This window comes from Acinetobacter sp. BSP-28, from assembly GCF_044130285.1.
In the GTDB taxonomy this organism is placed as follows: Bacteria; Pseudomonadota; Gammaproteobacteria; order Pseudomonadales; family Moraxellaceae; genus Acinetobacter.
On the sequence record NZ_JBIQOB010000011.1, the window covers coordinates 112,882 to 127,628 of the forward strand.

Here is a 14,747-nt window from a genome sequence, read left to right on the forward strand (position 1 = left end):
AAGGAGAAATCGATGTCCCGCCAAGTAATTCATACTGAAAATGCACCTGCAGCCATTGGTACATATTCTCAAGCGATTTTAGTTGAAAATACCCTGTACCTTTCAGGTCAAATTGGTTTAGATCCTTACAGTATGGAATTGGTTGAAGGCATTGAAGCACAAATTCGCCGTGTATTTGATAATTTAAAAGCTGTCTGTGAAGCAGCTGGTGGTTCTTTGGCAGATATCGCCAAACTGAATATTTTCCTGACCGACCTGTCTCATTTCCAGCTAGTGAATCAGATTATGGGTGAATATTTTGCCCAACCTTACCCTGCACGTGCAGCCCTGGGTGTAGCAAGCTTGCCTAAAGGTGCTTTGGTTGAAATGGATGGCATAGTAATTATTAATAAATAATTTTCAATCAGTTATAACGTTGTACAAAATACCACCGATCAGGTGGTATTTTTTTATTCAAAAACTCAATCACAATAAATGATATTTCAAATGAATTTCATTGACAAACGATAATAATTATCAATAATATCACTTATCCCATTTCACTCTTCGTGTGGCTAGTTCAAATGTACGTATGCTTATGTCGTGGTATTACCGATCAAGATATTAAAGATGCAGTCGCAAATGGCGCAGAAAGCTATCGTGAAATTCGCGACCTGCTTGATTTAGGGACCTGTTGTGGTCGCTGTGCACCTGAAGCACGCTCCATCATCAGTGAAGAACTTTCAGAAATTGCAGCCCGTATCTCTGTAGCAGCTTAAAACCCGACAATCACAATGACAAACAAATGATCAAAAGATCATTTCTCCTCTCCCGCTTATGACTCTAGGCGGGTTTTTTATGTATCCCGTATAGCATATACAGCTTATTATTCTTCTTGATTGCGATTTTCATTTGCTGTTCAATAAATTACTCGCCATTGTTTGGCTTGTTGTTTAAGATAATTGACATAATATCTTTTTTGATTGCCTGACATATGGTTAAGGCAGAAATTGTTGATGGAGAACTTACAATGAAAGGCAATCGTGATGTCATTAATCAATTAAATCAGGTGCTTTATCACCAGTTGACTGCCATTAACCAGTATTTCTTGCACTCACGTATGTTCAATGATTGGGGAATTGAAAAGCTGGGTTCGGCAGAATACAAAGAATCGATTCAGCAAATGAAAGATGCGGATAAAATTATTGAACGTATTCTATTTCTTGAAGGTCTGCCTAATCTGCAAAATTTAGGCAAGTTGTACATCGGTCAGCATACTGTTGAAGTACTGAATTGTGATGTTCGTAAAGTCAACGAAAATATTGAAGCACTACAAAAAGCGGTCAGCCTGGCTGAACAGGAAATGGATTATGTCACCCGTGACCTTGTTCAGGAAATTCTGGAAAAAGAAGAAGAATATCTGGACTGGACCACGACCCAGCTCGATCTGGTTGAAAAAGTCGGCATCGAAAACTATATTCAAAGCCAGCTTTAAGTTTAAAAAAAGCCAGTCGACTGACTGGCTTTTTTTATTTATGAGATTCGCTGTTTAAATTTTATTTTTTAGCGGCGGGTTGAGCTAATGAGGCATAATCCAGATCAACCTTACGTAATTTCTTTAACAACCAGAGCTGATGTTTGGCTTCCTGCTCATAGCCATTAAAAGCCAGTATTTTGGCATACTTGTATAAATCATAAGTGGTCGGATAGTTCAGCACCATTTCCCTAATTTCCTCAAGCTGTTGGGCACTCACCTTGCTATAGGGATTCATACGAATCCAGTCAATACGTCGGTTAAATTCTTCCAGCAAGTAAATCTGATCTTGATTGGTAATTTTTTCCGGCGTTTTCTCATAGCGCAGCGTTTGATTGAGTTTAGGCACCATCACCGAATAATCTCGCACAATCAAAATCAGCAGTAAGAAAAGTAGTCCGTAAGTGACACGCATATAATTGGGTGAAAGAGTCAAGACTTTGGTATCTGCCTGTTGTGACTGAATCAAACCAATAATAAACCCCACCGGAAGCAGGAAATAGGCATAGTACTGAGGAAATTCCAGCATTGAGTGAATCAATACTGCACCAACCATCAAAATCCCGATCACGGATTCTACCGAATTGACCCGCTTATTCAGCTGATAGCCCCAATAACCAAAGTAAGCCAGAAAAGGCAATCCGATAATGAGACCATTCCACAGGATAAAATCGAGAATAAAATTATGAGCACTACGTATCCACACGGGACCTTGAAAATGATCACTCACCAAAGTATACGCAACACTGGTTTGGTTCCAGCCATAGCCAAACCATGGACGGTCCATAACAGCATGCAGCATTTGTTGCCAGATGGCTAAGCGCGACATATCCCCTGTAGCACGTCTTGCCACATCTACAGCTTTAATCTGTATATCGAATAATTGCGTTAAATAGCTGCCCATCACAGGCAATACAAGGACCAATCCTATAAATACCGCCAACCATGCTGCCAAATAATGCCATTTAATATGAATATAGCCTTTAAATTGCTGATAGGCTAAATAGACTAGAATAAAGACACAAGCCACCCATGAGGTTCTGGATTGACTTAATGCCACGCTCATCAACATGATGAATGCTGCTGGAACCAGCCATTTGGTCTGAACTTTTTTGGTTTCGTATAAATACAAACAGGCCAAAAGAGACATGAGCAAAAAAGTGGCCATATTATTGGGCTGGGCAAAATTGGCATAGGGACGCACAGCACGTTGCATATCCACCATCCCGGGGATATAAGCATCCAGTGTTAACCATTGGCAAATGGCTATCACACCTGTCGCTGTTCCAGCCATGAGAAATACATAGCTGAGTCCGGTAAAAATACTTGCCCGGTCCGCCTTTTCGCTCGATAAGTTATATCCAACTACTGTACTCAGCCAGAATCCCAAGACAAATAAGGTACAGATCAGGGCCTTGTCAAAGAAAAAGAGTTCACCTGCCCCATACTGAACCAAAGGGATAAGCGCGAGAAACAATAACGGCGAACTGATCACCGGTAATTTAGTTTTGTCTTTTAAATAAATAGCAGCCAAGGTAAATAGCGATAAAAAAGCAAACAGTTCACCCGTATAAGTGACCCAAGGCCTGTAGTGGATAGGCAGAAGCCAAGCCAGTGAGATAAAAACACTGGCTAAGAGAAGGAGGAGGAATTTCATGATTAAATCAGTGAAAATAGAATGAGCATATGATAATTAAAAATCATGACCTAATGTGATTAGTATTAGCTTAAAGTAAGTAGATATGTTAAATACCTTTGCATATAGAAGCTGGATACAACTACCTAATTTCTGAAGAACCACACTCCCAATATGCAGAACCATTACCTGCATAATTCATCATCACAAAAAAAATTTAATTTTCTAGCAGAAACTTGATTTTTTTTAATTACTACTAAAAATCTTATATAAAAACATAACACCCTATCAAAATATCAATAACATCATATACATAAAAACTTGTAAATTAATTACATTTATTTACAATATAAGAAATATAACTCTTAACTCTTAAAATTTAATGAACTCTAATTATCAACGACATATAGATATTTTACGTGCTTTTGCCGTTTTATTGGTCATTTTTCATCATTTGAAAATTCCATATTTTAATGGTGGATTTATTGGTGTTGATATATTTTTAGTTATTTCAGGATATTTAATCACAAAAAATATTAAAAATGAAAAATTAAACACAGCTAATTTTTCATTTAAAAACTTTTATAACAGACGTGTTATTCGTCTAGCACCATCATTTTTTTTCGTTATCTTAACCTCGATGATAGCTTTCTTTTTTATTCTTACTCCAGAAGAATGGGGTGAGTTTCTCAAAACAGCTATTGCCTCAATATTCTTAACTTCAAATATTTATTACACTTCGTTACTTAATAATTATTTTACAATTAATTCTGAAACAACCCCCTTACTTCATCTTTGGTCATTAGGTTTAGAGGAACAATTCTATTTGATATGGCCAATTTTATTAATTTTATTATTGAAATTTAAACATAAAACAATCCTTATTGTAATATTGCTAGCAATCATATTTTTAATCTTTATTTCACATATACATGTTACAAAAAATCCTATAGCGGCTTATTACTTACTCTCCTCTCGCTTTTTTGAATTTCTATTCGGAGCTATATTAAACTTTATAAAACCAGTAAAAATCCCTAAAAATATTTCTTTTCTTATAGGAATTTTTTTAATTTTATTATTAATAATTACAAGCACATTAATTAATCAAGATTCTATATTTCCTTCATATATTGCCGCAATACCATGCTTATTATCAGCACTCTACATTATATTTGCTAGTGGATTTCAACATGAAAAAATTAAAGCATTAGAATATATTGGAAAAATATCCTACCCTATGTATCTATGGCATTGGCCAATAATTTCATATTTGACTATACTTTCTTTCTCACTAAATACAACTCAAAAAATATTAATCATTTGTTTAACTATATTGCTCTCCATAGTAACGTATGAATTTATTGAGAAAAAAATTAGTAAAAAATTTATAAATAACAATAAATCATTTATTTACTTATTCATGCTCCCAGCTATACCGGTATTTTTAGCTTATCTATATCATATTAACTTTTATGATAATAAGAATAAAGATACCGCACATGAAAGTTCCACTTTCTCAATAAAATGCATAGACAATAGTAATCATCCACTTGATAGTTGTTACTTTGGAAAGAAAGAAAATAGCAATATTGATATCCTCCTAGTAGGCGATAGTCATGCCAATTCACAATCCGGGATGATTGATATTCTGGCAAAAAAAGCTAATCTAAAAGGATATGAAATCACTTTTTCTGTGACTGCTTTTTTAATTGATTTAGATAGATATGAGATAAATAGAAAAACTAATGAAATTAAAAAGGTAGAACAATTTTCTAACATTAATACGTTTATAGAAAATCACATCAAAGATAACCATTATAAATATATTGTTATGGGGGGACATTTCCCACAAATTTGGGAGAGAAGTATATACTTCTCAAGCAGCCAAGAAGATAGACAACAATCGAGAAAAAATTTTGAAAATAGTCTTAATAAAACTATTTCTTTTATTATAAAAAATGGTGCTCAACCTATTATCATAAATGATAACCCCGTTCTTATGAATATTGATGTGAACTGTCATTTAAGGCTTATGAATAATAAAGAAACATGCAAGTTCCCTCGTAGCATGCAGGACGATTATTTTAAAGAGTGGAATATTATTCTTGAAAGTTTAAAGAAAACCTACCCTCAATTAATTATTATTGATTTTACAAATATTATATGTAATAAAAACTCTTGTTTTTCCTCTCTAGACAATATATCACTTTATCGTGATCAACAACATTTAACTTACGAGGGCTCTTATATTATTGGAAAAAGATACCTCAAAAAATATTCTAATCCATTTTTAAGAGAGCATCAAAATTGAAGAAAATTTTAATTATTACCAGAAATCTCCCTCCTCTAATTGGAGGAATGGAACGCTTGAACTGGCACATTGCTGAGGAGCTATCTAAGGATCACGATGTTAGTATTATTAGTCATATCAAGGCAAAAAAAATAGCACCTCATGAAACTAATTTTTATGGTGTTCCTCTCAACCCATTGCTAGTTTTTTTAATATTTTCATTTTTTCAAACATTTTGGCTTTGCATCGTTCAGCGTCCTGACATTTTATTTGCGGGGAGTGGTTTGACTGGGCCAATCGTTGTTTTTTGGGCAAAAATTTTTAACAAGAAAAGTATTATTTATATTCATGGTTTAGACATTGAAAATAAGAGTGTTATATATCGTAAAATTTGGATTCCATTTATCCGAAAAGCAGATCACATCGTTGCCAATAGTACTCCGACACAAGAACTCTGCGTCAGAAACCATATTCCCCTTACAAAAATTTCCATCATACATCCAGGTGTTGATTTTCCACCACGCCCTCGTGAAGTGGAACATATTCAATATTTGAAAGATAAATTTAAATTAAAAAACAAAAAAGTGCTTATTTCAGTTGGTCGTCTAACCGAACGTAAAGGTTTAAATGAGTTTATTCAACAGGCTTTACCCCAAATTGTTAAAGATTTTCCGAATATTTTATTACTTATTGTTGGTGATACTGCAAATCATGCTCTCAACAAAAATATGCAAACAAGTACGCAGTTACTTGAAACAGCTAAGGCATATCATGTGGATCAACATATTGCTTTTTCAGGTAAAGTTACTGATCCAGAGTTATCTAGTTTATTTTATTTATCAGATATCCATATATTTCCTGTCAAACATATTCCCGAAGACCCGGAGGGTTTTGGTATGGTAGCCATTGAGGCTGCTGCACATGGGACTCCTACAATTGCCTTTGCCACAGGGGGTATTATTGATGCTGTACAACATGAAAAAACAGGCTATCTTATACAAAATCAGGATTATCAAAATATGACTAATACTATAATTCAGGTTTTAGAAAATAAAAATTTGATATCAGATCAAGAATGTATGCAATATGCCGAAAAATTTGCTTGGTATAATCTCAAAAGTAAATTTGAAAAAGTAATAGTGATTTTATGAGTAATACTAAACCTGCTATATGGTTTCCCACCGTTAAAACCAATACTGGTACGGATAAGTTTACAGAACAGTTAGTTTCAGCTTTAACTCAAAGAGGATTTCAGGCCGAAATTACTTGGTTACCTCACCATGCAGAATATTTACCTTGGCTTGTTCCTGTCCCAGCAAAACCTGATTGGGCTAATATCGCACATGTGAATACATGGTTACACTCGAGGTTTTATCCCCAAAATATTCCAATGATTGCAACACTGCATCACTGTGTTCAAGACAAATATTTTTCTCCTTACAAAACATTTGCTCAGAAAATTTATCATCAGCTTTGGATTACGCCGATTGAAAAGCATTGTTTCAATATCGCTAATTTAATTACAACAGACAGTCAATATACAGCTCAATGTGCTAAAGATATTTTTGGCATTGATCATGCTCATGTTATCTATATTGGTATAGATAGCGAAACTTTTCATCCAAATGAGTTTATCAAGTCACGCACTCAAAATGAGCCTTTTAGACTAATATTTGTAGGTACTAATTCTATTCGTAAAGGTTTTGATTTATTACCAAAAATAATGCAGCAGCTAGGAGATGACTTCCAGCTTTTTTATACGTCAAATGCACAGCAATATGAACCGCTACCCAAAAATATGATTCAGCTGCCTCCTCAAAAAACAACGCAAGATTTAGCAAATACGTACAGAACAATGGATGCTCTAGTTTTTCCTTCTAGGCTGGAGGGTTTTGGGTTAGTTGTTGCTGAAGCAATGGCTAGCGGATTACCTGTAGTAATTACAAAAGGTTCAGCATTAACAGAGTTAGTCAAACATAATGAGACAGGCTTTCTCTGCGAAAAAGATAATATTAACGATTTCGTTCAGACCATACGAGATTTAAAGGAATATCCAGACTTATATATTGAAGTTGGAAAAAAGGCTAGATATATTGCAACCACAAAATTTAGCATCGATGAAATGGTAAATCAATATATAGATATCTATACTGGACTGCTTAATAATGTAAATACTTAAATGTTGAGATCTTTAAATATTTTCACCATACTTTTTGCACCCATTTCCCATGACACTCTATCTTTAGCTATTGGTTTTTCTGAAGATAGTGCTTTAAGAATACCTTGGGCTAAGTCATCTACAGATAATGGGTTAATATAAATACTCTCAGCCCCACCAGCTTCACGAAGTTCAGGTATATCAGAAGCTACGACTCTCGTACCACATGCTCTCGCTTCTGCAGCTGGCATTCCATATCCCTCATATAATGAAGGGAGAACAAATGCTTCCGAGCCAGAATAAATTGCTGCCAAATCTTCATTAGGGACATACCCTAACTCCAGAATTCCATCAATATTCTGATCAAGTTGATTTTTTAATTGTTTGTTTTTCCACCCCATCTGCCCAACTAAAACCAAATTTAGATTAGAAAATCCATTTTTACGAATAATTTTAAATGCATCTAACAATGTTGTAAGATTTTTACGTGGCTCTAAAGTTCCAATGAATAAAATATATGGATTAGATAGTTTATACTTCTGACGTACTGCTAATATTTCTGTCGTATTTCTTGGGGAAAACTCCATACCAGTTCCTGGCACAACAACAGAGTCTACATTTTTCTTTAATAAACCTTTCACCCTTTCAGCAGTCCCTGAAGAAATAGCAACCACTTTTGTTGCATTAACAACATTATGTTTAAAATATAATTTATGTGCGAGCATATTAACAAATGGCATAGTCTCTGGGCATACCAAATGATTAAGATCATATACTGTCGTTACAACAGGAATTTCACCAATTAATTGTGATGGATATAATGTTCTTGTTGCCCAAAAAACATTTATATTATCTTTTTTAATGAGCGATGCTGATCTCCACTGCAACCAAAAATAGCCTGACATTAATGGATATGCTTGATTGGATCTAACTATTGGATATTGGAGATTATCAGGGAAAAATGGAGTAAATCCTTCAGGACAATAAGCGATGAACTCGGCATCTGGCATAAGATTAGCCATTTCGCTCAATAGACTCCAAATATAATTTCCAATCCCCGTACGCTTCCCAATCAAAGGTCTAGCATCAAATCCTATTTTCATAAAAATATCCAATTCATCATCGTTTATATGTCATTAGCCGAGGGTATATTGAGTTTTTCTGACATTCTCATTGAAGCGATTCGTGAAATAATTAAATAAATAGGTTCGTCCAAGTGTATATGGTTCACTATTCACTTCTATTGATATCTTAATCGCTTTACATTCACCTTTCAGTGGTTGTTTATCAGTTATAAAAATAACACAATAAAATACCACACCTAGCCTAGACCCACTACATGATGCTTAAACATCCACTGCAAAGTATTATGTAAAGGAATCATTGATAACTTACCAATCATATTATCTAACTTTTTATTTGATCCAACCAAGCGCTGAACTTCATTCGCCCGTACAAATGCTGGATTTACTTTAATTTCTGGATTATGACCTGAAATTTCACGCATCATTTGCAGTATATCAAGTAGTGAATGACCTTGACCGGAACATACATTAAATACCTCTCCTTGAGTTTTGGATTCGAGCAGCAAACGATAACACTGTACAACTGATCGTACATCAGAAAAATCTCTCACCACATCTAAATTACCAAGTTCTAATACAGGAGCACGGCGTTTAAAATGATCAACAATTTTTGGAATCAAGAAATTGACTGACTGGCCGACACCTGTATAGTTGAAGGGTCGAACCAATGTAATTGGCAACTGATCCATCCATAACTGTGCCATATATTCCATACTCAATTTACTAACCGCATAATCATTCGCGGGTGCAGCAGATACCGACTCATCAATCGATTCAACCAATGTATTACCATAAATATTTGCACTACTCACAAGCAACACAGAACGTGGGATATGCTGACTTTTAACTATTGCTTCCAATAGATTACGAGTGCCTACAACATTGGTACGATAAATCGCATCCACATCATCATGTGCCACAAAAGCTATGGCAGCCAAATGCACAACCACATCTGGCTTAACTTGAGTAAGAATATCCACTAAATATTCACGATCAAGTACATTACACTGATAGTTTACACTTAATTCACTTTGTACAGTCTCAGCTGAACTTAGACCAACAATAGTATAACCTGCTGTGCGAAGCTCTTCTGCCAAGTAATAACCCGTAAACCCATTAATTCCAGTGATAAGCGCAGTAGCCAAAACTAGACTCCTTTGTGACTAGAATGAAAATCCTTGTGTATTACGACGAAGATCTGCTTCAACCATCATCTGACACAGTTCTTCCAAGTTCGTCTTTGGAATCCAACCTAATTTACTCTTTGCATATGTAGCATCACCAATAAGCAATTCAACTTCTGCTGGGCGATAAAATTTGGGATTGATTTTCATGACAGTTTTGCCCGTTGCTATATCAACTGCAACTTCATTAACATCTGTACCCTGATATTTAACAGTAATTCCTGCTGCTTTAAATGCCATAGTGACAAAATCACGTACTGTTTCAGTTCGATTCGTCGCCAATACAAAAGTATCAGGTTCATCTGCTTGTAACATACGCCACATACCTTCAACATATTCTTTCGCAAAACCCCAATCTCGTTTGGCATCAAGGTTACCAAGCTCCAACATATCCAGTTGACCTAATTTAATCTTGGCTACACTGTCTGTGATTTTTCGCGTCACAAATTCACGTCCACGCAGTGGCGACTCATGATTAAATAAAATACCGCTTGATGCAAAAATTCCATATGTTTCACGATAATTGATCGTCATCCAGTGTGCATAAAGTTTCGCCACCCCATATGGGCTACGCGGGTAAAAAGGTGTGTCTTCTTTTTGAGGAATCGCTTGTACCTTGCCAAACATTTCTGAAGTAGATGCTTGATAGAATCGAATCCTTGGATTAACTATGCGAATTGCCTCAAGCAGATTTAAGGCCCCAATTCCTGTAATTTCAGCGGTCGTAATGGGTTGTTCAAAAGAAACTCCCACAAAACTTTGTGCGGCAAGATTATAGATCTCAGTTGCACCAGTCTTCTGTAGCAGGCGGATACTTGCAGATAGATCTGTCAAATCATATTCAATTAAATGCAAATTATTATTTCTCTCAATTCCTAGTTCTTCAATACGCCAGAAATTGACTGAACTAGTACGGCGATAAGTCCCATAGACTATATAACCTTTGCTCAGAAGCAACTCCGCTAAGTACGCTCCATCCTGCCCTGTAATACCAGTGATAACCGCTGTTTTCATATTCAACCTTTATTAATTTTTTAGAATGTGAAGGAATTTTTTAATAACACTCTATTTCCATCAGTAAATTAAGAGTCGATACAGTTATCCACAATTGGGCTCCTAGTAATACCATCTAGTACTTTTATAATATTCATATGATCTTTCCCCCAAATCATTATGCTCTTGATGTGTATGCTATATAAATTTTACAACCTTGTTTCCATCCCTTCTTTTGGGTCAGAACTCAAATCTATACTTGAAAAATATTTTTATATTCTTCCATAATTATCTTTCAATCGCACAATATCATCCTCTGCTAAATAGCTACCAGATTGTATTTCAATTAACTCTAAAGGAATACAACCCGGATTCTCTAAACTATGTACCGTACCCAAAGGAATAAATGTAGATTCATTTTCAGTGACATAATATTGCTTTTCACCATTAGTCACTTTTGCAGTACCTTTCACTACAACCCAATGCTCCGCCCGATGATGATGTAGTTGCAAAGATAACTTTGCTTTAGCATTGACTGTAATACGCTTGACTTGGTAGCGCTCGCCAATATCAATACAATCATACTTTCCCCATGGACGCATAATTTCTCTGTGCTGTAATAATTCTATTCTTTGTTCATTTTTTAGCTGTTCAACAATTTTTTTGATTTCTTGCGACTTCTCTTGATGTGCAATTAAAACAGCATCTTTAGTTTCGACAACGATGAGATTTTCTATACCAAGCACAGTAACTAAACGAGAAGATGAATAAATATAATTACATTGACTTTGTTCAGCAATAACATCACCAAATATCACGTTTTGATTATGAGTTTTTGGATTAGATTGCCACAATGACGGCCAAGAGCCTAAATCATTCCAACCTGCCTCAAGACAAACCACCACACCATGAGTTGTATTTTCCATAATGGCATAATCAATTGAATTTTCGGGACATTGCTGAAAGTCCTGCAAACCAATACGAGTAAAATCTAAATCTATACTCTTATTCTTCCAAGCATTCAAACAGCATTCATAAATATTAGATTGAAAATGTTGTAACTCTTGTAGAAAAACTGATGTTTGAAACATAAACATTCCGCTATTCCACAAATAGTTTTTGCTTGATACATAGTGTTTGGCTATCTGTAAATCGGGTTTTTCTACAAATTTATCTAACTTATAAACGCTTTTTTCTTCAACTGGTTGACCCAATTGAATGTAACCGTAACCAGTGTGTGGTTCTGTTGGAGTAACTCCAAAGACAACTAATTGTTCCAATTGAGCCTGTTGTTTAGCAACAAAAATAGTGTGCTCGAAGGTCGATACATCTGCGATATGATGATCTGCAGATAAAACAAGTAAACTTACATTTTTGTTAAGATAAAGCTCTTGTGCTTGTAATGCAGCAAGTGTAATAGCAGGGGCAGTATTTTTTGCACACGGCTCAAGAATAATTGAAGATTGTGTAATATTAATCTGGCGTAACTGTTCTGCCACGATAAAGCGATGATTTTCATTACAAACAATGATAGGCGGTAGCATATGTTTAGATAAATTATCTAATCGTTTTATGGTTAGTTGTAACATGGTGTATTGTGAATCCACCAAGTGCAAAAACTGCTTTGGATAGGATTGCCTTGAGAGAGGCCATAATCTCGTACCAGATCCCCCAGCTAAAATCACAGGTACAATCATCAATTTACCCTTAATATGCTATAAAATTCTAATTTATCCTAAGTAATTAAGATACCATGAATAAGTTTACATCAGATCTTTTTTAATGAAAAAATGATAGGGGTTTAGCCTACTTTTTTAAGTATATCTTTTGATTCAAACTATGAAAATGATATCAACAAGCTTTATGTTTGACCATTGATCACCCTTATTCTTTTTTATTTATCACTGCTCTCCATTTAGTTTTTAATGTAGAATATAGTTCAGATGGAAGAATCGATAGTAAAATTTTTTTACACAATAAATCCCAAAAAAACTTGGAAAAAAATTTATCAATATAAATTATTTTCAGCGAGTGCAGAAACCTTTTATTCAATGTTAAAAAACCATATTCTCTATATAAATAATTTATTTCTTCTGCCTGATATACATATTTTTCTAAAACCTCAGGGTCGGACAAAAATCTTTTTGGATATAAAATATCTGTTTGATCCCAATTCAATGTATTAAAATTTGTGGAGAGTACTAATTCAAATAAATACAGACCACTTCTAGATATATATGAGGTATAAGGCAAATTTATTTTGTATCCATAAGAATTTAACCAACCAATCATTAGTGCCTGTTCTGGACTCATTTTTAATCTATGATAGGAGAAGTGATTGAAAAAAAAATTTTGGTTTCTTGAGTGTTTTAATGTACTTTCATCTAATAAATTTCTATTCCATAAATCTAATAAGTTTTCTCTTTTACCAAATTGAACAATATCACTCAGATGATACAAAAAATAATAAAATTGAGAAAATGGAGTTTTTGTAAAAATATTTGAAATATTAATCGGATTTTGAAATATTTTAAACTTATTAAAACTATCAGGAATATTATCTTTATGAGTAACTATAAAAAAGCGCGTACCCACTAATGACAAATCCATACGAAACTTTAACACATATTCCCTATTAGATGCGATTATTCCATTTTTTGTTGAAACAACCATTTTATTAAAATTCCATTGATAATTTTCATCCCTATCTGATATTATACTTTTAGGTTCATTATTATAAAGAACTTTATCTACGACAGATTCATCGCAGTCTTGATTTTCCCATGTAGATACAATAATTTCAGCGTATGGTAAATGTTTTTTTATAGACTCAATACATTGATAGAACATGCAACCCTTATCATTTTCCACGTAATGAGTTAATCCTTGGATTACTACAGAAATACGAGAAGAGTCTATGATTTCTTCACCATTTTTCAACTTGCTCATATTAAATCTCAATTAAATATTTATCATTTAATACTCCTGGGGTTTTAACTACGACATTAATAGCATCTGTTAATGCTTCAAAATCAGTGATTTCACCCGGAGAAAGAACAATGATGTCGCCAGCCCCCCATTCTTTATCACACATTCGTATACGCCCACTTAATACCATGGTAATTTCTGTAGCTATTTTATGATAATGAGTACTCTCTTTATCCCCAGCAACATAATGCTTAACGGCAACCTCACAAGCATCCGTTGAATAAGCCGTAGGTGTAAATGCCCCTACAAACCAACCTTTTACCATATCTTCATAGTTCATATGATTCATATAGAAATTCTCCTAAATTTACACTTTAGTAAAGTTGATTTTTTGTAGTTTTTTACGCAATGGATAGTCTATGAATTTAGCCGCATAGTAGCTTAAAGCAAGACAAAATATTATCAAAATCTCACCTGTAATTCCACCTTTCATAAAATGAGGAGTTATCAATAGTATTGGGTAATGTATGGCATAAAGTGGGAAGCTTATTTCTCCTAACCATTTCTTTAAATCTACTTTATTGTATTTTTTAAAAAATGGGGGGGGTAAATCTTGTATTTCCATATAGTAAAGCACCTAAAAATATACCAAGAAACACCCTTAGAAAGCCCAAAATATTGCCTTCAAATTAGCTTCCGCACTTATGTCCAGACTATTAGAATGAAAAAAAATCAATAACAATATAAGTATGAGTAATCCATGGGATATTTAAAATATTAAATCCTTGAGCATGTCCCACAAGGACAGCGATTGATGCTACTCCCCTCAAGGCATCTAAATCATTAGGTCTCTTTCATAAATCAAAAAATATTAAATTTTTAAAATCAGCACTGCCTCATATTTAATTGATTTTATTTTTATACCTTTGAGTAGGCAATCTCTCTACTTTTGAAAGGTCA

At 34.3% G+C, this 14,747-nt stretch carries 14 protein-coding genes; 6 read left to right on the plus strand and 8 right to left on the minus strand.

The features are described from left to right. The first annotated feature begins 12 nt into the window (after nucleotides 1-12). From ACE01R_RS10105 to bfr, 3 genes are all read left to right on the plus strand, one after another. Nucleotides 13-396 carry a RidA family protein gene (locus tag ACE01R_RS10105; RefSeq protein WP_166168620.1) on the plus strand — a complete coding sequence of 128 codons (384 nt, stop codon included), beginning with the start codon at nucleotides 13-15 and terminating at the stop codon, nucleotides 394-396. A 167-nt stretch (nucleotides 397-563) separates the two neighbouring features. Then, nucleotides 564-758: a bacterioferritin-associated ferredoxin gene (locus ACE01R_RS10110; RefSeq protein ID WP_166168619.1), complete on the plus strand. Its 195-nt coding sequence runs from the start codon at nucleotides 564-566 to the stop codon at nucleotides 756-758. Nucleotides 759-1,009: 251 nt separating this feature from the next. After that, entirely contained in the window at nucleotides 1,010-1,474 is a 465-nt protein-coding gene (gene bfr, locus ACE01R_RS10115) for a bacterioferritin (RefSeq protein WP_395550884.1), read from the plus strand. Nucleotides 1,475-1,535: 61 nt separating this feature from the next. On the opposite strand, the gene ACE01R_RS10120 is transcribed toward bfr, so the two are convergent. Next, nucleotides 1,536-3,170 carry a Wzy polymerase domain-containing protein gene (locus ACE01R_RS10120; protein WP_395550886.1) on the minus strand — a complete coding sequence of 545 codons (1,635 nt, stop codon included), beginning with the start codon at nucleotides 3,168-3,170 and terminating at the stop codon, nucleotides 1,536-1,538. 361 nt (nucleotides 3,171-3,531) lie between these two features. Between ACE01R_RS10120 and ACE01R_RS10125 the strand changes: the two genes are divergently transcribed. Genes ACE01R_RS10125 through ACE01R_RS10135 form a run of 3 tightly spaced genes read left to right on the plus strand, consistent with a single transcriptional unit; the run spans nucleotide 3,532 to nucleotide 7,618 of the window. Beyond that, nucleotides 3,532-5,460, plus strand: a complete 1,929-nt coding sequence (locus ACE01R_RS10125; RefSeq protein WP_395550890.1) for an acyltransferase family protein — start codon at nucleotides 3,532-3,534, stop codon at nucleotides 5,458-5,460. Continuing rightward, nucleotides 5,457-6,590 carry a glycosyltransferase family 4 protein gene (locus ACE01R_RS10130; RefSeq protein ID WP_395550892.1) on the plus strand — a complete coding sequence of 378 codons (1,134 nt, stop codon included), beginning with the start codon at nucleotides 5,457-5,459 and terminating at the stop codon, nucleotides 6,588-6,590. The genes ACE01R_RS10125 and ACE01R_RS10130 overlap by 4 nt, the downstream gene beginning before the upstream one ends. Beyond that, entirely contained in the window at nucleotides 6,587-7,618 is a 1,032-nt protein-coding gene (locus ACE01R_RS10135) for a glycosyltransferase family 4 protein (RefSeq protein ID WP_395550893.1), read from the plus strand. Before ACE01R_RS10130 ends, ACE01R_RS10135 begins: the two co-directional genes overlap by 4 nt. Here the strand turns inward: ACE01R_RS10135 and ACE01R_RS10140 are convergent. The 7 genes from ACE01R_RS10140 to ACE01R_RS10170 all read right to left on the minus strand — a co-directional run bounded on the left by ACE01R_RS10140 (nucleotide 7,615) and on the right by ACE01R_RS10170 (nucleotide 14,412). After that, nucleotides 7,615-8,700: a glycosyltransferase family 4 protein gene (locus tag ACE01R_RS10140; protein WP_395550895.1), complete on the minus strand. Its 1,086-nt coding sequence runs from the start codon at nucleotides 8,698-8,700 to the stop codon at nucleotides 7,615-7,617. The two genes, ACE01R_RS10135 and ACE01R_RS10140, sit on opposite strands and share 4 nt — an antisense overlap. A gap of 218 nt (nucleotides 8,701-8,918) precedes the next feature. Further along, on the minus strand, nucleotides 8,919-9,827 hold the full coding sequence (locus ACE01R_RS10145) for an NAD-dependent epimerase/dehydratase family protein (protein ID WP_395550897.1): 909 nt from the start codon (nucleotides 9,825-9,827) through the stop codon (nucleotides 8,919-8,921). An 18-nt stretch (nucleotides 9,828-9,845) separates the two neighbouring features. Continuing rightward, the gene (gene gmd / locus ACE01R_RS10150) at nucleotides 9,846-10,880 is read right to left on the minus strand and encodes a GDP-mannose 4,6-dehydratase (protein WP_395550898.1); all 1,035 of its coding nucleotides are present in this window, start codon (nucleotides 10,878-10,880) and stop codon (nucleotides 9,846-9,848) included. 251 nt (nucleotides 10,881-11,131) lie between these two features. Further along, a complete protein-coding gene (locus ACE01R_RS10155; RefSeq protein ID WP_395550899.1) occupies nucleotides 11,132-12,556 on the minus strand; it encodes a mannose-1-phosphate guanylyltransferase/mannose-6-phosphate isomerase in 1,425 nt (474 codons plus the stop codon). A gap of 187 nt (nucleotides 12,557-12,743) precedes the next feature. Continuing rightward, on the minus strand, nucleotides 12,744-13,808 hold the full coding sequence (locus ACE01R_RS10160) for a WavE lipopolysaccharide synthesis family protein (protein ID WP_395550900.1): 1,065 nt from the start codon (nucleotides 13,806-13,808) through the stop codon (nucleotides 12,744-12,746). 1 nt (nucleotide 13,809) lies between these two features. After that, nucleotides 13,810-14,136: a cupin domain-containing protein gene (locus ACE01R_RS10165; protein WP_395550901.1), complete on the minus strand. Its 327-nt coding sequence runs from the start codon at nucleotides 14,134-14,136 to the stop codon at nucleotides 13,810-13,812. Between the two features lie 18 nt (nucleotides 14,137-14,154). Further along, nucleotides 14,155-14,412 (minus strand): hypothetical protein, encoded by a 258-nt coding sequence (locus ACE01R_RS10170; RefSeq protein ID WP_395550903.1) that lies wholly within the window; start codon nucleotides 14,410-14,412, stop codon nucleotides 14,155-14,157. Nucleotides 14,413-14,747: the final 335 nt, after the last annotated feature.